This is a genomic window from Cerasicoccus sp. TK19100 (assembly GCF_027257155.1).
Classification (GTDB): domain Bacteria; phylum Verrucomicrobiota; class Verrucomicrobiia; order Opitutales; family Cerasicoccaceae; genus Cerasicoccus; species Cerasicoccus fimbriatus.
This window is the reverse complement of the sequence record NZ_JAPWDU010000005.1, coordinates 181825-201759: the sequence shown is the minus strand read 5'-3', so window position 1 is coordinate 201759 and position 19935 is coordinate 181825. Positions and strand designations below refer to the sequence as shown.

Annotated in this window: 15 protein-coding genes; 13 read left to right on the top strand and 2 right to left on the bottom strand. The window is 53.5% G+C overall.

Features of this window, described 5'->3' with window-relative positions:
* Position 1 precedes the first annotated feature (1 nt).
* The 13 genes from O3S85_RS13555 (at position 2) to O3S85_RS13495 (ending at position 14942) form a co-directional block, all read left to right on the top strand.
* Entirely contained in the window at positions 2-1111 is a 1110-nt protein-coding gene (locus O3S85_RS13555; RefSeq protein ID WP_269540970.1) for a glycosyltransferase family protein, read from the top strand.
* Positions 1108-2496: a hypothetical protein gene (locus tag O3S85_RS13550; protein ID WP_269540969.1), complete on the top strand. Its 1389-nt coding sequence runs from the start codon at positions 1108-1110 to the stop codon at positions 2494-2496. Before O3S85_RS13555 ends, O3S85_RS13550 begins: the two co-directional genes overlap by 4 nt.
* Positions 2497-2788: 292 nt before the next feature.
* Positions 2789-4084 (top strand): glycosyltransferase, encoded by a 1296-nt coding sequence (locus O3S85_RS13545; RefSeq protein ID WP_269540968.1) that lies wholly within the window; start codon positions 2789-2791, stop codon positions 4082-4084.
* Positions 4085-4100: 16 nt separating this feature from the next.
* Positions 4101-4655 (top strand): LbetaH domain-containing protein, encoded by a 555-nt coding sequence (locus O3S85_RS13540; RefSeq protein WP_269540967.1) that lies wholly within the window; start codon positions 4101-4103, stop codon positions 4653-4655.
* Positions 4656-4668: 13 nt separating this feature from the next.
* Positions 4669-5568: a phosphodiester glycosidase family protein gene (locus tag O3S85_RS13535; RefSeq protein ID WP_269540965.1), complete on the top strand. Its 900-nt coding sequence runs from the start codon at positions 4669-4671 to the stop codon at positions 5566-5568.
* Positions 5565-6971: a hypothetical protein gene (locus O3S85_RS13530; RefSeq protein WP_269540964.1), complete on the top strand. Its 1407-nt coding sequence runs from the start codon at positions 5565-5567 to the stop codon at positions 6969-6971. Before O3S85_RS13535 ends, O3S85_RS13530 begins: the two co-directional genes overlap by 4 nt.
* A 261-nt stretch (positions 6972-7232) precedes the next feature.
* Positions 7233-8246: an outer membrane beta-barrel protein gene (locus O3S85_RS13525; protein ID WP_269540962.1), complete on the top strand. Its 1014-nt coding sequence runs from the start codon at positions 7233-7235 to the stop codon at positions 8244-8246.
* Between the two features lie 41 nt (positions 8247-8287).
* Positions 8288-9166, top strand: a complete 879-nt coding sequence (locus tag O3S85_RS13520; protein WP_269540961.1) for a FecR family protein — start codon at positions 8288-8290, stop codon at positions 9164-9166.
* 65 nt (positions 9167-9231) lie between these two features.
* Complete coding sequence (locus O3S85_RS13515; RefSeq protein WP_269540960.1) at positions 9232-10680, top strand: O-antigen ligase family protein; 1449 nt, start codon at positions 9232-9234, stop codon at positions 10678-10680.
* A 4-nt stretch (positions 10681-10684) separates the two neighbouring features.
* A complete protein-coding gene (locus O3S85_RS13510) occupies positions 10685-12367 on the top strand; it encodes a tetratricopeptide repeat protein (protein ID WP_269540959.1) in 1683 nt (560 codons plus the stop codon).
* A 65-nt stretch (positions 12368-12432) separates the two neighbouring features.
* Positions 12433-13209: a hypothetical protein gene (locus tag O3S85_RS13505; RefSeq protein ID WP_269540958.1), complete on the top strand. Its 777-nt coding sequence runs from the start codon at positions 12433-12435 to the stop codon at positions 13207-13209.
* 71 nt (positions 13210-13280) lie between these two features.
* Positions 13281-14183: a 4-hydroxythreonine-4-phosphate dehydrogenase PdxA gene (gene pdxA, locus O3S85_RS13500; RefSeq protein WP_269540957.1), complete on the top strand. Its 903-nt coding sequence runs from the start codon at positions 13281-13283 to the stop codon at positions 14181-14183.
* Positions 14184-14273: 90 nt separating this feature from the next.
* Positions 14274-14942, top strand: coding sequence for a lamin tail domain-containing protein (locus O3S85_RS13495; protein WP_269540956.1), 669 nt, complete (start codon positions 14274-14276; stop codon positions 14940-14942).
* A gap of 250 nt (positions 14943-15192) precedes the next feature.
* On the opposite strand, the gene O3S85_RS13490 is transcribed toward O3S85_RS13495, so the two are convergent.
* Both O3S85_RS13490 and O3S85_RS13485 read right to left on the bottom strand, forming a co-directional pair.
* Positions 15193-17754, bottom strand: a complete 2562-nt coding sequence (locus O3S85_RS13490) for an O-antigen ligase family protein (protein ID WP_269540955.1) — start codon at positions 17752-17754, stop codon at positions 15193-15195.
* An 84-nt stretch (positions 17755-17838) separates the two neighbouring features.
* The gene (locus O3S85_RS13485; RefSeq protein WP_269540954.1) at positions 17839-19932 is read right to left on the bottom strand and encodes a polysaccharide biosynthesis tyrosine autokinase; all 2094 of its coding nucleotides are present in this window, start codon (positions 19930-19932) and stop codon (positions 17839-17841) included.
* Between the last annotated feature and the right edge of the window lie 3 nt (positions 19933-19935).

Genomic DNA, 19935 nt, shown 5'->3' with positions numbered 1-19935 from the left:
TATGCGGCTGGCCTACGTTCATATTTTACCGCTGGAGTATTACCCGCCAGCCACCAATGCGATCCGGATCTTCGCATCGATGGATGACGTCGATGCAGCCGTTTGGACCAGTGCCAACCGGAAGTCCTTACCAGAATTTAACTGCGACGGCGTGCGCATACACCGCCTACCGTTTGTCAACCCTGGCACGTCGGCATTCCTGCGGTTTTATCAATGCCTGAAGTGGCACTGGGATTGCGCCATCGCCCTCAGAAAATTCAAGCCCGACGCAATCCTCTACATTGAGCCACACTCAGCGATTGCGGCCTGGATTTACTACCGGTTGCTTGGCGGCAAAGCCCGGCTCTTCATCCACCACCACGAGTATTATGCCCCGCATGACTACGACCGCCCGGGCATGAAGCTGGTAAAGCTTGGCCAGAAAGCCGAGCAGAGTGAACTGTTTCCCCGCGCTGAATGGATTTCGCAGACCAACGAAAGCCGGAGCGGATTTCTCGCGAAGGATAATCCGGAGATTGCTGCGGAGAAATTTCAGATTTGGCCCAACTACCCACCTCTTTCCTGGAACCGTAAATCTACGCAACCCGCCATAAATGGGCCCGTTCGATTACTCTACCTGGGCTCGGCATCGTTTCACGACACCTACATTCGCGAGCTCGTAGAATGGGTCGCACGATTTCCCGATAAGGCCACGCTGACTATCAGCGGATTTAACGTCGACCCGGCGGTTTGGGAATGGCTCGAAAAAGAGAACTTTCCGAATGTGCAAACTTTCCCCCAAGGCTGGCAATACGATGAACTACCCGAACGGCTGCACAATTACGATGTCGGCCTCATCTTATACCGCGGCAATACCTTGAACTTTGTTTATAATGCGCCGAATAAACTCTTCGAGTATTGGGCGGCGGGCCTGGAGGTCTGGTATCCACAGGAAATGAAGCAGATCACGCATTTGCAGGAGGCCACCACACAAGCTCCGCTGCGTCGGCTGGATTTTAATGAGTTGCCGACAGAGGGTCCGTTTCCGCGCCCGGCCGCACTGCGGGAATTTAGGTCAGACTACAGTTGCGAGAATGCGATAGCCCCACTATTAAGGGCCTTTGATTTATGAATTTTCGCTTATTTTCGATATCAGCCTATGCGGTTATTGGCTTGTTGGGCAGCTTTCAATTGCTGCCCAACAGTACGTTAGCCCTCGCTGTATTCGCCGTTGCGTTTATGTCATTTTATCGGGGACTGGATACGCATATCCCGATTTTGGAGATCACGGCAACCATCGCGAGCTTACAGTGGCTGGTCGGTCCGGTGATTGGTTATGCAATTGGCTCCACGGATATTCGTTACGAAATGTACGTCGAAGAAGCGCGATACTTCGGATTCGTGCTGCCGGCAACCTGCGTATTTTTGATCGGTCTGGCGCTGTTTCCCTATGAAACACATCAGAAAGATTTTTTAACAAAACTTAGCGACAACAAACTCTTTTACCGAGGCATAGCGCTGTTCATCATCAGCCTTGTGGCGCAATACGCTTACCCCTATGCCCCGGGCTCGCTGGCGTTTTTAATGAAGTTGCTCACGCAGCTTCGGTATGTCGCAGCCTTGTATTTCCTCTACAGCGGGCACCAGCGGCGCTACATTTACACCGGGCTGGCGATGTCCACCCTGCTCCTGCAGAGTGCTGAGACGGCCATGTTCCATGACCTTATTATCTGGGTCAGCCTGGTGGCCTGCTATTGGTATCACACGATGTCGTGGAATCCCACCAAGAAGGCCATGTTCTTTGCCGCAGGATTCTTTTGCGTGTTCACGATCCAGGTTATCAAAGCGGATTACCGAAGCAAAGTCTGGGCAAACCAGGACGCTTCGATTGTCGCAGCGGTATACGACAAAGTGTTTGTAGACCATGCCTTCTTCGATACGCAGACACTCAAAGCTGCCGGCCAGCGAATAAACCAAGGTTGGATTATCTCCGCGATCATGCTCCACGTGCCGCTCGTGGAACCCCATGCCGAAGGCGAAACCGTCAAGGAAGCGATCATCAGCTCGATTTTCCCGCGCGCCATCATGAAAAACAAAGCTGAGGCTGGCGGTAAGAAGAACTTCGAGCGGTTTACTGGTCTCGTTCTTGAGCAAGGCACCTCAATGGGAACCAGTATTCTGGGCGAAGCTTATGCCAACTATGCCGGCTTCGGCGGTGCGATATTCATGTTCATATGGGGCGGGGTCTATGCGTTCATCTATCGCATCGCAGTCACTTACACGCATAAAGAAGCGATTTTTATCTTTTGGCTACCCTTCATTTTTTATCAGTCAATCAAGGCGGAAACCGAACTGGTAGTGGTGCTGAATCAGCTAACAAAAGGCGCGATCGTAGCCTTTGTAGCCTACATTGGCTTGCACAAATTCCTGATGCCTGAAGCAGATGACCCGGACGAAATAGAGGATTACGATGAAGACACTGAGGAGAATACTAGATCAGTGTCTCAAGCACATTGAGTAGAATTCTAGGCTGGCAATTGCCCAAAAAATTCATAAGGTAGCCGTTAAAATTATCGAAAAATTGCGGCTGCTGCTCAATTATACTTCTAAAAGAGTGTGGTTGGTATGTCGCATGCTACTATCCAATCCATGACTCGCGCATTTGCACAACTACTTTCGCAAATCACTTCCAATGAGGTGCTTGCGAATTTGCTTGTACAAATCACCTATCCCGCGCAACCAAGATGGCAACTATGTGGGGAGCATGCTACCTCCCTAAACATGTATACCTTAGCCCGTCAAAGCGCTCATGACTACACTACTGAAACATACAGCTCCGGTCTTTGCCAAGGATTCGGCCACCGTAAACTTAGGTTCTCTGACTCAAGTTTCTGGCCGAAGCGATCGTTCACAACGACGTGATTCCTGGCTCTACCGATCTGCGGAAAAGCTAAACTCCGCCAGCGTATTCCATTTTGTCAAAGACCTGGACGCAAGTTCCGGTGGTCTCTCCCGTTCCGTGCCCCAAGTCTGCAAAGAGTTGGTCACGCAAGGCATCGACGTATCCATCATTTCGCGCAGCAGCGCATCTCCGCTCATCGTCAATGGCCCGAAGTGCTACCTGCTCAACGCCGATGCGACCAATGCGGACTCCTATTTGAGCGAGCACATCACGCCGCATCAGGATTCGATTATCCACGTCAACGGATTGTGGCTTCCATTCCTGAACGCAGGTCCCAAATTTGCCCGCCAGACCAATATCCCCTACATGGTCTCTCCCCGCGGCATGACCGCGCCATGGGCCATGAAGCATAAGCGGCTCAAGAAAGAGCTGGCTTGGCGCCTTTACCAAAAGCGGGTGCTGCAGGAAGCGACCTGCCTCCACGCCACAGCGCAAAGCGAGCTGGAGCACATCCGCGCATTGGGCATCACCAGCCCGGTAGCCGTCATTCCAAACGGCGTCGAAATCATTTCCGACGAAGAGTTGGAAATGCTCAAAGCCCAATCAAGCAAGCGCGCCAATCCGGAAATCAGAACTTTGCTGTTCCTGGGCCGCATTCAGAAGGTCAAAGGACTCGTCAATCTGGTCAAAGCGTGGGCAAAAGTCCGTCAGCCCGGTTGGCGCATCCAAATTGTTGGCCCCGAGGAAGACAATCACAAGGCCGAGCTGGAGAAGCTCGCCACACGATTGGGTGTCCGCCAAGACATTACCTTCTGCGAGCCACTATGCAACGACGCCAAGTGGAAGACCTACCAAAACGCGGACCTCTTTGTGCTGCCAACGCACACCGAAAACTTTGGCCTCACTGTGGCCGAAGCGCTCAGCTGCGAAACGCCGGTTATTACGACCAAGGGCGCGCCATGGAGCGAAATCGAGAAGCATGACTGCGGCTGGTGGGTCGATATTGGAGCCGACCCGCTCGCGGACGCCCTTCTCGAAGCCATGAACTTAACCGATAAACAGCGGGCCGAAATGGGTGCTCGCGGACGCCAATTGATCCAAAACCAGTATGGTTGGAAAGGCATTGCCCAACAGATCAATGGTGTCTATTCATGGCTGAGAAACCAATCCAACATGCCAAGCTGTGTTCAACGAGTCGCCTGAAGTCATCGCGGCTGAAATGTCAGATCCAAACGCCATCCAACAGGATCTAGTCGCGCACCGAAACAACATCAACTACCCGCGCCACGTCATGGTCAAGCGGGTCATTTGGGGTGCGCTCAAACCGCTGTTCCGCTTCAGCCCGCGAAAGCTTTATTCCTTTCGCAATTGGCTGCTCACCAGAATGGGTGCCAAAATCGGAAAGAACGTCATTATCTATCCGCAGGCGGAGGTCATATTCCCCTGGAACCTCACCATCGGCGATCACTCCATTGTCTCGTGGGATGTTAAAATTTACAACCTTGGCCCTATCACAATTGGGGAGCACACACTGATCTCGCAAGGGGTTCAGCTTTGCGCGGGCACACACGATTTCCGCCAGCCAAATCTCCCCTTGAGGACACCTCCAATCAAGGTGGGCAGCGGTGTTTGGCTATGCGCGGGCAGCTTTATTGGCCCAGGCGTCAGTATCGCCAACAATGCCGTAGTGGGCGCTCGGGCGATCGTCGTTCGCGACGTCGAGGCCGGAGTAATTGTCGCCGGTAATCCGGCCAAGGTGATAGGCGTTCGCTAACTCCACACCAGCCTTGAGAACCAAAACCAAGCTGGCCATCGGCGGCGCATTTCTATGCCTGACCGCAGCCGGGCTCTACCTGGCCCAAAACCAAAGTCCGGCAGCGATCTTGCGAGACGCGCGGCCAAAGGCTTCAGACGACAGTACCGTTTACATCTGGCAGGAGCCGTCACCAAGCGGTTTGGGTGACTTCACCACCGCGCGGATCGAGATCAGTGAAGCGTCTGAGCGGTTTTTACTACTCGTAAACCCGCCGGGCAAAAATGCACCGGAGTCAGCCAACGCCCGGCTGGAATCACCCCTGAACATGGCTCGGGTTGGCAATTTTCTCGTCGGGATAAACGCCACATCCTACACTCTCCCCGACAAGACACCCGAAGAAACGGAAACGTGGAAAACGTTTCTGCCGGGGACAGATGTTACCCTCCGTGGTTTCGCCAAACTCACCGATGGGAATCAAATAGGCGACGAGCGCGCAGCGCCCGACTACCCAATCCTCTGGATGAGCAGCGATGGCATCATCAGTCTAACCAATGAACCAAATCCGCAGGACGCCGTTTGGGCATTCAGCGCTTATAATTGGCTCGTTCAGGATAGTGCGCCTTACAAAGCGATCAGGCCTTACACCAACCGCAAAAGCCGGACTGCCATTGGTCTATCCAAAGACAACCGCTACCTCTACCTGGTCGTGTGCGGTGCCAACCGCCCCTCCCCCATTCGCGAATCCGGCGCATCGCTGCCCGAAATAGCGGAATTCTTGATTTCACTAGGCGTCGACCGAGCTTTCAGCATGGATGGCGGCTCCAGCACCAGCATGGTCTTGAAAACCAAAGACTCCTACCAGCTCACACCAGCGCCAGAGAAACTCATATCTCGCCCGATTCCCTTCATGTTTGGTTTAAGCGCCCAATGAACTTGCTTCGATTCCTTCCCGGTCTCGCCTGCTGGCTGACCATTTTGTCCGCGAACCTGCAGGGCAATACAACCAGTTGGGACTCCAGCGAGGCGTTGCGACTTTTCCGCCAGTTATCTCAAAACTACCGCCCCCTCGATCCACCCCCAGCCGGGCCAATGCTACTCTGGTCCGGTTTTGGCTACGATCCGTTGTCCCCTGAGGATATTCAAATCATTCGGTCACTAGGCTTCAATCAACACCTGCCCTTGGAAGGCGACCATCTGGCGACAGCCCAAAGCCTGGCCGACGCCGGTGCCCCGCTCCAGATCATGCAGGGCTTAAAGCGATTCAATCTCCCCGACGAAAACGGACAAAGGACGCCGTTTCCCGAAACGCCCAAGGATTCCTTTAACCTCAGCAAATGGCGGCAAGTGGCTCAACATATCAGGGACACCCTCATCCGCTATCAAGACAATGGTTTGGTCATTCAGTCACTTTGGCTAGACTACGAAGGCTATCCTTTTTCAGCGCCATATACGCCAAGCCTGGAAGTTGGCGGACAGCGCGCCGCAACCCCCGAGGCGTGGGGCGACTTCAGACGGCAGATGGCCCATAACATCGCCAGCAGCTACCTTGCGCTGCCAGCCCGGGAAGTCTTTCCGTCCATCAGCGTCCTCAACTGGGTGGCCAATATCTCCTATCCGCAAACGCCAATCATCAATGCCCTCAACCAACCCACCCCTGCCACCGGACCAAGCTTCTTCACTCACTCCAATCCCTACGCCTACGGAAATACACTCTCCTTCGAGCTAGCGGAGCTTCCCCTCACCCTTCCACAAAGAGATATCGATGCATTCTACACTCAGTTGCTCCTAAGGTACACGAGCGTCGATTCGCTCAACCGAGCCCAATCAGCGCCCTACCTTGGCTCCATCCCTTGGGTGGCCCGCGTTGTTAGGGATTCCCCAAATAACAATCTCCCCACAATGAGCCGCGAAGCTTACCGCGAAGCCCTCCGGCACCTCTGGCTGCGCGACATCGACAGCATGCTCGTTTTCAATTCGCCTGCGCTGACACCCGACGAACACCGTGCCGAAATTGAGGACGTCGTTGCTGTCTGGAGCGAGTTTGAAGCTTTCCGAAAGCTACTAGCCGATGGCAAAGCACTGAACTTTGCCGTTACCAATTCTCAAAGCGAACGCTGCCTCTGGTCCGGCATGGCCAACACAAGCACCGCAGTCATCCGGGTGACTCCAATCGGAGATCAGCCAGCAGGTCAAATCAGCATCCCAATTTGGGAGAACGTGATTAAATTGACAATAAATGCCGATAAATGCTCAACCTACAAGATTTGGCGTAGTTTTGGCTCAACAAATTCAGTAATGGTAACAGTCGTAGATACCTCGTTCATAAGAAATTAGTTAAAATTAGCCTTGCGACTGTTATGCATAATGATATCAACATTCCAAACTGCAACTAACTGCATCTTTCAAGCTATGCGCACTAAAAACACTCTGCTTACTGCTACAGCATGCCTTGCTTTAGCGTCTTCAGCTAACGCACTTTACCCAGTTCTCGGTGGAGAGATTGGGGTTTCTCTCGGCACGAAATATGGATACGACTCCAATATTAATGCCAACAGCAACGAAAACGGGGACAATATCCTAACGATTACTCCCGCTGTGCAATTTGTGCGCAATCAGGGCCTAAACGTGATCTCCCTCGGTGGTGGCTTCAACATTATCCGATATGATCGTTTCGGCAATGACCAAACCGTCATCGGACCCAACGCATTTGGTGTGCCGACCCCAACTTTCGTTGAAGGCAACAACTCCATCAACCCGTATTTCTACGCCAGTGTAGCTGGTCCCAACGGGATCCAGGGAGCGCCGCTCACCTACAACTTAATGTTTGCCTTCACCCGTAACACCAGTGCCAACAGCTTGGTTGGTCAAATCACGGATGTTTTCAATTATGATTTCAGCGCGGACTTCAATTATAGCCTGAACGACCTCTGGGCCATTGGTGTTTCACCAGCCGTCCAATACCAAGACTACCGCACCAACGGATTCGCAGACGTCTTCTCCACCAGCTTGGCGCTGGACGGACAGTACAGCTACTCAGAAAAGCTCACTTTTGACGCCGGTTACCGCATTCGCTACCAATATGTGCCCAGCAGCAGCAGCGGCCCAACCAATGAATCCCTCGACCACACCTTGTTCGTCGGTGCATTCGGTGTCCTGGCTCCAAAGCTTACGGGTAACGTCCAGACCGGTATTTCTTACCGCGAATGGCTTAAGCCGAACTCCCAGAGCAATTTCGTTTACCCTTATGTGAATGCGACCGTAGACTGGGCCGTTAACGAAAAGACAAACCTCGGGGCCATGGTTAACGTCGACGTTGGCCAATCACCTGCCAACCAAGGCTTGGAAACGATCAGCGCTGGCGTCAACGCCACCCACTTCCTGACTGATCAATTCTCCGCACAAGCTGGATTCAACTACGTTCACACCTTCTTCACCGGTGCTACTAACCGACTTGACAACGCCTACGTCCTGAATGCTGGCCTATACTACGACATCAACCAGTGGGCGCAAGCTAGCTTGAACACAAGCTATCAGTGGAACGATTCCGACGTCAGCACATTCCAATATGATCGCTGGCAAATCTTTGCTGACCTGACCGTAAGTTTCTAAAAATCCCTACGACTCTGCTCTAACACTAACCACTGTTTACAATGAAAAGCATCATCTATTTCACCATCTGGCTTGCTACAGCATGCCTACTGTCTGCTGCCACAGTGGACAAACCAGTTATCCAAGTCTATCTGGTTAAGGGCGATGTCTCTTTGATCAACATTGAGACCAACGAGACACAACCGCTGAAGCGCGGCGACCTCATCAGCGAAGGCTACGCTATCGAAACACAGGCCGATTCATCCACACTCCTGCTCTTCTCGAATGGTGCCTCCGTCAACGTCGCCCCTGAGTCCTATGTGAAGATTGCTGAATTTACGCAGCAGCCTTTCGACATGGCCGTCGCAAACTACGCTCTGCTGGGCGAAGATCCTTCTCCCTCTTCCACCGAGCTGGAAGTGCACTACGGTAAGATCATTGGTAGCGTTCGTAAGCTCCAGCCCGAGTCCAAGTATGTCATCAACTCCCCGACCGGTAGTGCTGGCATCCGCGGAACAACTTGGGTATTCAGCACGATCACCAAGTCTCAGGCAGTTCAAGCTTCCCAAGGCAGCCTTACCTCGGCAATCACCTCCCTCTCCGTGGGTGAAGGTGTTGTAGAGCTCACTGTCGACGGCACCACCTATGTGGTCAACGCAGGTGAGACCAAGACTATCACCGTGACCTTCGCTGATGGCAGCACTGGTGAACTCGAAATCTCCAGCACCGAAGAAGCACCGGACTCCGGTCAAAGCGTCACCGATGCCCAGCTTCTTACCGAGCTGAACGAGATGCTCACGGAAGCCGAAAACAACACGACGTTGGTTTCACCAGGTGCCCCCGGAGAAAATCTGGTCCTTACTCCGCTTCGCACGGGCAACGATCCAACCAACTTCGATTCGACCAATAACATTACGAACCCGACGAACTCACCGTTCTAAGTTCGGCGTTAATATAACTTTAGAGCTGGAGTGCTTCACGCACTCCAGCTTTTTTATGTCGGGATATGCGCTACAAGGAGCATGAATCTGGTTCGATGCCCCAAATCGCCACTCAAATAGCGATAGGACAAGCCTCGATATTGATCGTATTTTCAAGTTGGGCCCTGGGCGGGCGCTACCCTGGCTGCGGCTACATAATCGCCCTCATTGGATTAGCTGGTTTGATTCCACTGATCAAATTTTGGAGTGACGCCGAATGGGAAGGCTTCAAGGGCTGGTTGATCAAACTAAGCCCATGGATAGCACTCATTTTCCTGATGCTGATTAGTTGGCTCAATCCAATGTATAATCCGGAAATTTCTCCGGAATCAGAATACATCCTCTGGCAACCCAACGAAACCATCCCCTTTCTGCCTATTTGCTACAACCCCATGCGCACGCAGGAGTACATTGCCATTTTCATTGGCTGCATGATCACGGGGGCTTCCGTGTTTACCGTGATTCGAGACCGCAAATCGATCATCACCCTCCTAAGCATTGTGGCAATCAACGGCGTGCTTCTGGCGGTGATCGGCGGTTGGTTCAAATTGTCCAACAACCCCAAGGTTCTCGGCGTATTCGATCCCGTAAACCCGCTATTCTACGCCAGTTTCCGCTATTATAACCACTGGGTCGCCTACGCGCTTCTCTGCCTGGGGGCAGCGTTAACGGTCGCCGAAGCCAAGATCAAGCAATACACTCTTGAGGAAAATTTCGACCGCATCAAGCAACGTTGGGATATCGTCTGGGTCGCCATTTCCGTGATGATTTGGATCAGTATTCCACTATCCGGCTCAAGGTCCGGCCTCCTCTTTGCCGCCCTCTTCATCACCATCGCGGGAATCCATCTAGCCTTTGCCTATAAAAACCGAAGCTCAATCTTCACCCACCTGTCCCGCCGCTCACGCAACACGCTGGGCATCTCGCTACTGGTTACCGCAACGATACTCGGCGGTATAGGTGCCAACTTGAGCTGGGATTTCGTCAACAAGGGCATCGAAAAATCTAAAGCTCAAATTGAATCCGGCGAAATCGACCAGCGGTTCTACGCATCACCGCGCGACTGCTGGCACATGTTCAAGGACAGGCCAATCTGGGGCTGGGGTTTAGGTTCCTACGCCCATGTATTCTACTCTTACGCAGGACCGGAATACCGCCATGAACTGGGAAAAATCAAGGTCCGCAACGAGTATGCCCACAACGATTGGATGCAGTATCTGGTCGAGTTCGGAGCCATCGGTTTTGCACTGCTCATTTCAATACCAAGCGGGATTATTTTCCTCACCATTAAGCATCAGAGAAAAAACTCAGAATCTTATTGGATAGCACTCAGTGTCGGCCTATTTCTCACTTTTGCTTCTTTTGATTTCCCTTTTGGTCCATCAGCGGGAATCGCCATATTTTTTGTATGCTTTGCCGCCTGCGCGAGGCTGAGTTTAGGCCCCAAAAAAGTAACGTTTCGAAGCGATCACTAACGGCATGCCAAAAGTAAAAGTAAAAAAAGAGACGTCTCCAAAACTGCTCGGCATCATCATCATCGTTGTCGTGGCCTCACTCTGCGCAGTGATCGTCTGGAATCGCTGGGTACAGTATGAAAGCAGCGAGGCAAGCAGCTCCATCGATAATCAAGAGGAAGACCAGGCGCTGTCCCACATCAAAAGACTGGGAGTACTGCAGCCAACCGCGGCGCGGAACAAACTCCTCTATGCCAAAGCAATCCAGGCCACCGATCCCGAAGAAGCGATGCAAGCACTGGAGACGCTCTTGCAAAATCCGAACTCCGATGTCTATCGCGAGAGCGCCATCGCTTATATTAATCTCTGCATCGTAACTCAGGAGTTGGAAAAAGCAGCCAACACCCTCAGCGCGATGAAAGAATCTTACAACGGAGACAGCGAAATAATGATGCTAAAAGTCCGCCTGCTCGCACAACAGGGCAAGCTCGAGGAAGCGATGGAGGAATTGACCTACCTGATCAACATTCAGCCGAACAGCGCTGAAGCACAACTGGCCCGGGCCGAGCTGCTCCTGAGCCAACCTCGAATCACTAATTGGATCGAAGCCAAATCAGCACTCAAAGAGGCAAGCAACGCCAAGGACGGCTTCGGCTTGGAAGCGTTGCTCACCATGGGCCGGCGCCCCGAGATTCAGTTGTTCCCGGATGAAAGAACCTGGTTGGCCGCTCAATTGACTGCGCATCCTATGGCCACAACCGAGGCTCACATGATGGCAGCCACGCAACGCATCATCGCCGATGAAGGCGCAAAACAGACCATCATCAGCGAAACGACGACTCAATTTGGTCAAGAACAACCGCTTGCAGTTGCCGAGTGGCTAATTAGCATTGGTGCCGCCAAAGACGCCATGGAACTGCTCAATCGAGCCGACCTACCCAAGTCCCGCGAAAGATGGGTTCTGCAATATCAAGCCGCTTTGCAGGATCAGAACCTTGCCGAATTAAAACGCCTAATTGCGTTGGATTATTCCGCCGCCAATGAAATCCAGAAGCAAACGCTTGAGCTCATTTTCAATTTGGAGGACAGCGAGCAGCTTTCCCCCGCTGTCTGGAAAGAGACGTTCCAAACTGCCGAGAAAGAGGAAGAAATCGACTCCCTGACAGCACTGGCGCGCCTCGCGGGCATCAACAAATGGTGGGATGACGCTGATCAAGCCTACCAAGCCGCAATTCGTTTTGCGCCAAGCCAATATGCTGAGGCCAACCTCAAGCGCGAATACTTGACAGTCATCCTCAGCCAAAATCGAACCGAGGAAGCCCTCCAAGTATCAACTGAGCTGCGGCAAGTTTTTCCGGCCAATCCTGTCTATCAAAACAATTTCTTCTACTTTCGCGCCTTGTTAGGAAAAAATGAGGAAGAAGACCTAAAGCAGCTCACGCATATTCAGCAAATTCTGGGGAGTACCGAACTGAATGCGACCGTTGCCTATCTTTTGTATCTGGATGGAAACCCCACCAAGGCATTGCAAAAACTGGACACCATACCTCAGTGGTTGAAGAATCAGGCCGACGTAAATTTACTTAAAGGGCTTATACTAATCAACTTAGGGGACATTGAGAGCGGAAAGTTACTACTTTCCGCCATTGATCCAGGCCACCTGCTTCCAGAGGAAAACCAACTTAGAACCAAGGCTTTAGCAAAATAAGCCATTCGAAAATTTGGTTAAAAATATCTTTACAATATCAACTGATTTCCTAAATTAAACCCATCATGCGCTACAATACACGTACACTACTGACTGCAACCGCGTTCGCGTCACTTTCGCTAGCGTCCCTAGACGCTGCCAAGCTGATTGAATTCACGTTCGATGCGTCGAACATCAACGAAACTACCGGCTACCTGCCAAATGCACCGGCGGATCATGTCATTGTTACATCGAATCCGGACACGGGCTTCTTCACTGGCACCGGTGGTATTACCATTTTCCAAGAAATTACTAGCCCATTCAGCGCTGGTATGTCTCCAAGCGCCGCACCCGGTTACGGTGCCACCTCGGTTGGCACGACTCCGACTTCGCCCGGTTTTGCTGTCTTCACTGGTATTGCACAGTTCAGCTTTATTAACGATACGGCTCCGGATCTGCCCGATGCACCAAATGGCTACAAAATTCTGCCCGACAGCCTCACCGTTGCTGGCACCGGTACCAACTTGCAGGGCATCGTAATCCGCAACTCCGCGAACCAGTCGATTTTCTTGACCACTGGCGCACCCGCCAACGGCCCCTTCAGCCTCACTTTTGACATTTCTGGCTGGAACGATATCGCATTCACCGGCGGTGAGTCCGAATCCTACTCACTCTTCCTCGTCGGTTCAAGCGGCGGCTCACCCGTTGGTGCTCAGTTCACCACTGGCGACAACATTACCTTCTACGGTGACGTGGTTCCGATTCCAGAGCCTTCGGTTTACCTAGCTGGCGCATCAGCCATTCTTCTCGGCTCGTTCCTCTACGTTCGTCGCCGCAAGAAGAGCGCCAAGCAAGAGAGCTAAGCACTCTCAAGTATCTTTTTTCACTAGCCTGCGATTGAAAATCGCAGGCTTTTTTTTATGGTTTCGTTCCAATGCTTCCTCTTGCAATTACATGCGGTGACCCAGCTGGCGTCGGCCCGGAAATAATCCAGAGCTGGTTGAAATCGAATCCAGGATCAGCAAACGACGTTTGCGTCATCGGACCAGCCTCTTGGCTTGAAAGCCTCCCTTGCGAGCACAAGCTGTCCGTTGACGATAGCGGCTACACTGCCAGCCCCGGCGAGCCAAATACTGAGGGGGCTCGCATTGCCCTGAACGCGCTGGAAGAGGCAGCATATGGGTGCCGCCAGTTGCGCTACCGCGGAGTCGTCACCGCTCCAGTCAGCAAGCATTGGATGGAGAAAGCCGGCTGGTCCTACCCCGGGCAAACAGAGTTTTTTGCCGATCGATGGCACGGCCAACCGTCCATGGCATTTGCCGGAGGAAAGCTCACTGTCGTGCTCACAACGTGGCACATCCCCCTATCCGAAGTCTCCAGTCACCTGAATGAAGAAACCCTCGAACGCGCAGTGAAAAATGCCGCCTTTTTGGCAGAGCGAATGGGTGCGCGTGAACCAAAGATCGCAGTATGCGGCCTGAACCCTCACGCTGGCGAAGGTGGCCTGCTTGGCTTCGAAGAACAGGGGGTGATCGACCCGATACTGGATCAACTCCGCGATCAGTATCCCGGTTTGTCCCCCACCCTGCCTGGCGACACCGTGTTCTGGCGGCAATTAAAGGGAGATTTCGATGTGGTCATCGCCATGTATCATGATCAGGGCCTAGCTCCCCTAAAGACGGTCGATTTTGATCAGGCCGTGAATATTACTTTAGGCCTGCCCTTCATTCGCACCAGTCCCGACCACGGAACCGCCTATTCTATCGCGGGAAAAGGCCTGGCCAGCGCCAAAAGCTTCGAGAATGCAGTCCATCTCGCTAAAAAATTGAGTTTGTAACCATTTTGTCGCCCCAGCGCGGTGATTTTGGAACAGGACGTGGTTACTATAGGCTCTATTCTAAGAATTCCTCAAAACCACGACTCAATCATGAAAAAGACTGCACTCATTCTCTCCGCTGGCGCACTGCTGGCGCTTAACGCTAACGCGGCCATCATCATTACTGGCGTAATGGACGGCGATCTCACCGGCGGCGAACCCAAAGCTATTGAGCTTTACAACACCGGCGCGAGTTCCTTTGACCTGTCGGCTCTTACTTTGGAGTTCTATGCAAACAGTTCTACAACCATTACCACTTCTTCGGCACTCTCCGGCACCATCCCAGCTGGTGGATTTTTCTACCTGCTAGGAACTGGCGACACTCCCGAATTCCAGTCACTGTTCGGCACTTCAGGTGATTTTGCGAATACCGCAGAATTTAGCGCTGTAAACAGCAATGGAGACGACACATATCAGCTTGTTGATGGCCTATCCACAGTATTGAGCAGCTACGGCGAATTAGGTGTGGATGGAACAGGCACTGCATGGGATTTCGTCGATTCTTACGCATACCGCATCAGCAACAACACCGACACGGGCGCATTCGACGTCAATGACTTTACCTACGCAGGGGCTAGCGCGCTCAATGATCTCGACGCTTCCCAGCAAGGCGCTGCCGTTCCTTTCGGCACCTTCACCGCCGTTCCCGAACCGCAAACCTACGCCGCAATCGCAGGCCTGATGGTTCTCGGTTTGGCCGTTTACCGCCGCCGTAAGTAAGCACTTTTTACCATACCACTACGCAGAACCCGGCTCTCGATGAGAGTCGGGTTTTTTATTTGCCCGGAAAGCTACCCGAGGACGCCGTTGGGCGGCAGGACATCCGCCCAGTCTTTAAGCCGTCGATTCCTTTTCCCCTTGTAACAATGCGCATGGCATCAGATTGCATTCATCCGCGATAAGACAGCCCTGAGCGCTTGAAATGAGTCAGCAGCGCTTCATCAGCGTCCCTTCCCTACTCGAAAACAGCCTATTTGCGCTGAAATGGGTCCGCGAGTTCTCGCAAGAGCGGGTTTTCGTCGGTATCATCGATTCCTTCAAACATGGAAGCCTCTGAGGACTTCAGCTTGATTTTGCGCTCGATGACCTCTTCCAGGTATCGCTTCCAGCCAGCCCAGGCTTCCTTGTAATCCTTGTTCAGGCGGCTTAGCTCACCCTGGTAGTAGTAGGCATAGGGCGGCGGCTTCTCCATCTTCAGGAGCTGTTCAATGGTCCATCGCGCGCCATCGGTGTCATTTTGATTCAACTGCGTTTGCAGAAGAATGCCGCCGCGCACGACATCATTGGGGCGCGAGGCGAATATCGCCCGCTGCTCACCTACGTCACGCACGGTCAGCGACTCCATGGCCGGGATCTGAGGCACCGGGGCAAATTGCTTGGCCAGCTCAATTGCGGCTGGATAATTCCCCATGCGGCCCAAAGCGCTGGCCCGATAATACCAAGAGTTAGGCGCGGCATCGGGGTTGGCTTCCAAAAAGCGGATCAGCTGCCCGGCGTCACCACGCTCCAGCCACATGTTCATGATCGAAGCGCGCTGGGCGGGAGTATAAAATGACAACTTAGGGTCACGCTTTAGCTCCGCGCTCAGCGTCAGCAAGAATTCGTCTGGCATGAGGCTGAGCAGGTAATTCGTCCGGAACATCGGATCTAGCTGGCTAAGCCGGTCAAGATCACGCGAAAAACGCGGGTTCTGGCGCGAGGCCAGGATGATGCGATGGTGCAGCTCACCAGGATTCTGCGACTGCCGGGTTAGCGCGTCTTTCCAAGCCTCATAAGCGTAATGGGTGCTGCGTGGCAGCCACACCTGCCCTTCATAAAACGAGGGTGCCACGAGGTTTGGCTCGATAGTTCGCGCGATCTGGAAGTCCTTGCGCGCAGCGGCCGTGTCGTTTTGCAGGTAGAGGTTGTATTGTCCACGCTGGAGGTAGAGCTCCCAGTCCATCGGCAGGAAGGTCAGCCCCGTCTCAATGTCCTCACCGATCTCGGCGCTGCTCCCGGCCTCCATCGCGGCGGTAACCCGGTCAGGCAACTCCCGCTTAACCACGGAGGAATGCAACATGAGCCCGGTCAAATCTGCCGTAATCCAAACCGACCCCGACAAGACCAGCACCACACCCACTCCACGCCATACCCATACAGGGATCAGGCAGCTCGGGCTTTTGAGCAGATAAGGGAACCCCATTCGGAACAGCCAGATCGCGATCAGCACGACGCCCAACTGGTGCCCGGAGACATCAAAAAATGTGTGGACCAAAAATACCGAAGCGGCCACTACCGCAGCCGTTCGCACTGAGGCCAAGCGGTCTTCCCCGAACTCCAGCAACATCCAATACATGAAGACGATCAACATCGCAAAGAGCGAGAATCCGAGCACCCCCATCTCTGAGGCCAACCACATCCAGTCACTTTCAGGGTGAATGATCGGCTCGGGAGACAGCGATTCATTTCGGTAATGAGGGAAAACGGCGGCGAAATTACCCAAGCCGACACCCGTTGCCGGTTGATTCGCCACCATCGCCAAGCTATCTCGGTAAATGCCCCAGCGAAAGTCTTCGAACATGCTGTTTTCTTCACCCAACCAGGTATTAAAACGCGACAGCGTCTGCTGACCGGTGATCAACATCATGCTGAAGCTAAAAGCCACCAGCGGGACGACAAACTTCACCGCACCCTGCCCGCCGAACACGGTAAACCGAAGGATGACCCACACCCCGCAGCCCAGAACGAACAGCAGCATGCCCGCACGTGAGAGGCTGACCGATATCGCCAGCGTCGCGCTCAGGAAAGCCAACCCGCAAATCAGCCCCACGATCTTATTTTGGGCAAAGCAATAGTAGGCCAGCCCAAGCGAGATCACGCCGATCATCACCATCAGAATCGAGGTCTGGTTACGATTATCAAAGAAGCTAAAGCTCGCCGCACGATCAGTGTTAAAATATTGCAGCCCAGTGCTGTCGCCGTAAACCACCACGCCGGCCAGAACGCCGCCCATGATGACAAAGGTCAGCAACAGTCGCGTGCGGTCCTGGATTTGAAAACGCGCATTGGCCAGCAGATAAACATAACTCAGCACGGCAATGAGCAACAGTAACGCCTCCAGCGACTTTAGCGGCTGGGTGGACATCGTTACCGGCAACTCCGCCCCTGACTGGTTGATTTCCTTCCACCACGAAGCGCGGCCGAAAAAGAGATCCGGCAAGAAAGTCAAAATACCGGACGGGACGAAGGAAAAGCAGGCCACCGCGACGATACCCAGGACAATCCAATCCATCTTCTTGTCCAGGCTGACCAAGGGCGGACAAGCCACCAGCAATAGCCCAATCAGCGCCACGAAGCTTCCCTCCACCCATAGGTAGCGGCCACCACTTAGCAGCACCAAGGCAAACAGGCCAATAACGGTCAGAAAGTGCTTCAGCGGAGTCGCCGGTGCAGGCTGCGCTGCCGCAAGATCCGACCCCACCGGCTTATCCGGAAGCGACCCCTTACTGGTGTGGATGGCAGCGTATTTCCTACGTTTGGGTTTCGATCCCATAAAGAGGGCAAGGTATTTATCTGCCCGCAGGCATGGCAACACAAAGTTATTGCCGTAAGGCAATCCAGGAGCCCGGAATCCGCACTACGAGGCGTTCAGCTTCGCCTTTGCTTTGGGATCTTTGCCCTTGGCCCGGTAATTGTAATAATCGTTGTAACGATTGTAGTAGTAGTAATGGCTCGGCTGGCGTGTATCGACAAAGTTCAGCACAAAGCCATCGACCGCGACTCCACGCAATTCCAGGATGTCGAGCGATGATTTGATCTGGCCGGAACGGGTCGAATTCGAGCGCACCATGAACAAAACCGCGTCTGCCTTGGTGGCGAAGGTCGGCGTATCATCTGTGGCAAGCACCGGCGGGCAGTCGAAAATGACATAGTCGTATTTATCGCGCATTTCCTGCAGCAGCTGCTGGAAACGTTGGCTAAGCAGGAGCTCGCCCGGACGCTCAGGATAATCACCACAGGGAATCACGTCCAAATTTTCGGTGTCCGTATGGATCGTCACGTCCTCCATATTCATGGTCGGATCTTCGATCAGCTCCGCCAAGCCCGGCTTGCTATCGATATCGAACTCCGTGTGCACGCGGCCACGGCGCAGGTCCGCATCGACCAGCAAGGTCTTGGAATGCGCGAAAGCCAGCGTAATGCTCAGGTTACTGGCCAGGGTGGACTTGCCCTCGGCGGGAACCGCGCTGGTCAACAGAATCACCTGTGGACGCTGCCCATCGAGGTCCATAAACAACAGCGACGAGCGAATATTGCGGCAGGATTCCGCGAACATCACGCGGTCATCGCCCGGCTGCAAAAGCTGCAGGCGTGAGCCCTTTTTGCTAACCTGTAGCGGGATCACACCAAGTACCGGCGGGCTAAAGCGAGCCCCAATATCTTCCGCGGAAACCACGCGTGTATCAAGCATCGAGAGCAACGCCAGGATACCGCAGCCAACGAGCAGCCCCATCACGCCGCCCAAAACGATCTGCTTATTCGTATCCATCGGCACCTCTTGAGCCTGGCTGGCATGTTGCAAAACCGAGATGGTTTCCTGGTGCGTGTTCTGCGTGATATCGATGGACTCAATCGAGGACAGTAACCGGGCATGCACGGTCTTGGCACTATCGAGGCGCGAATTCAATCGGTCAAACTCCGCCAGCAAGGTGCTGTATTTCAAGGCCTTCACTTCCCACTCTGCAATGATCTCATCCAAGTTCGTAAGCTCGGCTTCCAGTTGCTTGCGACGGTCGTCGAGTTGTCCCAAAGTTTGGCGGCGGTAAATATTCAGCAAGTTGGCCTGACGTTCGATCTCCTGGTTCAGGCGGCGAATCTTGGGGTGCGCCGGCTTCATGTAGATGGAGAACTCGTCGCGCTCCGCCTTCAGTTGCTCCACTTGGCGCTTGGCCTTTTCGTAGCCAATATCCAATGAACTCAGCTTGGACTCCGTGAGCGCATCCAACTCCTGGCCATCATTGCGCCCCATATTATTGAGGATACGGATTTCCGTGCGCAGCTCGGCGCGACGGTTATTCAGCTCGGCCAGATAGGTGCCGGCATTGCTGCCCTGCTCCGTAATGAATACGATGTTATTGGTCCGTTGGAAATTCAGTTTTTCCTCCTCCAGCGCCTCAATCTCCTCCTGCTTTTCGAGCACCTTCTCCATGACGGTCAGGAAGACTTTTTCCGTGGTCTGATTGCGGCGCTCTTCCTTGTAGGCGAGAAACTCATGCATCAGGGCATCCAGGTATTGCTGCGTATATTTCGGCTCAGAGCCTACCGCCGATAGGTCAAAGGCACTCGCATCAGCCGATTGCTGAATACTGACATAGACCGGCACCTTCTTCAGCTCCGGGTAAAGCGCGGCGACTCGTTGTTCGGCCATTTGGCGAACCTGCTGGCTGTTCATCAGCTTGATCTGTGTGCCGAAGAAATTGAGAAATACCTCCTGGTATCGGGCCCCTTCTGGAATGCTCACCTGCCCGTCGATCACCATCAATGCATACGAGCGATACTCCGGGCGGCGCTGCGACTGCTGATACCACTTAACGCTTACGCCAATAGCCACGCAAATAACCACGACCCACCAGAGCCGCGAAAGCGACATCCGCGCGCGGAAGTAAAATGACCGAAGCGCCTCCGACCACTCGAAATCGCTGTCCTGGCTGTTGAATCCGGATATCGCCATCGT

What these genes read in the sequence shown, in the direction of transcription:
- O3S85_RS13555 (WP_269540970.1), top strand. Translation starts at nt 2, where the DNA reads ATGCGGCTGGCCTACGTTCATATTTTACCGCTGGAGTATTACCCGCCA.
- O3S85_RS13550 (WP_269540969.1), top strand. Translation starts at nt 1,108, where the DNA reads ATGAATTTTCGCTTATTTTCGATATCAGCCTATGCGGTTATTGGCTTG.
- O3S85_RS13545 (WP_269540968.1), top strand. Translation starts at nt 2,789, where the DNA reads ATGACTACACTACTGAAACATACAGCTCCGGTCTTTGCCAAGGATTCG.
- O3S85_RS13540 (WP_269540967.1), top strand. Translation starts at nt 4,101, where the DNA reads ATGTCAGATCCAAACGCCATCCAACAGGATCTAGTCGCGCACCGAAAC.
- O3S85_RS13530 (WP_269540964.1), top strand. Translation starts at nt 5,565, where the DNA reads ATGAACTTGCTTCGATTCCTTCCCGGTCTCGCCTGCTGGCTGACCATT.
- O3S85_RS13520 (WP_269540961.1), top strand. Translation starts at nt 8,288, where the DNA reads ATGAAAAGCATCATCTATTTCACCATCTGGCTTGCTACAGCATGCCTA.
- O3S85_RS13515 (WP_269540960.1), top strand. Translation starts at nt 9,232, where the DNA reads ATGCGCTACAAGGAGCATGAATCTGGTTCGATGCCCCAAATCGCCACT.
- O3S85_RS13510 (WP_269540959.1), top strand. Translation starts at nt 10,685, where the DNA reads ATGCCAAAAGTAAAAGTAAAAAAAGAGACGTCTCCAAAACTGCTCGGC.
- O3S85_RS13505 (WP_269540958.1), top strand. Translation starts at nt 12,433, where the DNA reads ATGCGCTACAATACACGTACACTACTGACTGCAACCGCGTTCGCGTCA.
- pdxA (WP_269540957.1), top strand. Translation starts at nt 13,281, where the DNA reads ATGCTTCCTCTTGCAATTACATGCGGTGACCCAGCTGGCGTCGGCCCG.
- O3S85_RS13495 (WP_269540956.1), top strand. Translation starts at nt 14,274, where the DNA reads ATGAAAAAGACTGCACTCATTCTCTCCGCTGGCGCACTGCTGGCGCTT.
- O3S85_RS13490 (WP_269540955.1), bottom strand. Translation starts at nt 17,754, where the DNA reads ATGGGATCGAAACCCAAACGTAGGAAATACGCTGCCATCCACACCAGT.
- O3S85_RS13485 (WP_269540954.1), bottom strand. Translation starts at nt 19,932, where the DNA reads ATGGCGATATCCGGATTCAACAGCCAGGACAGCGATTTCGAGTGGTCG.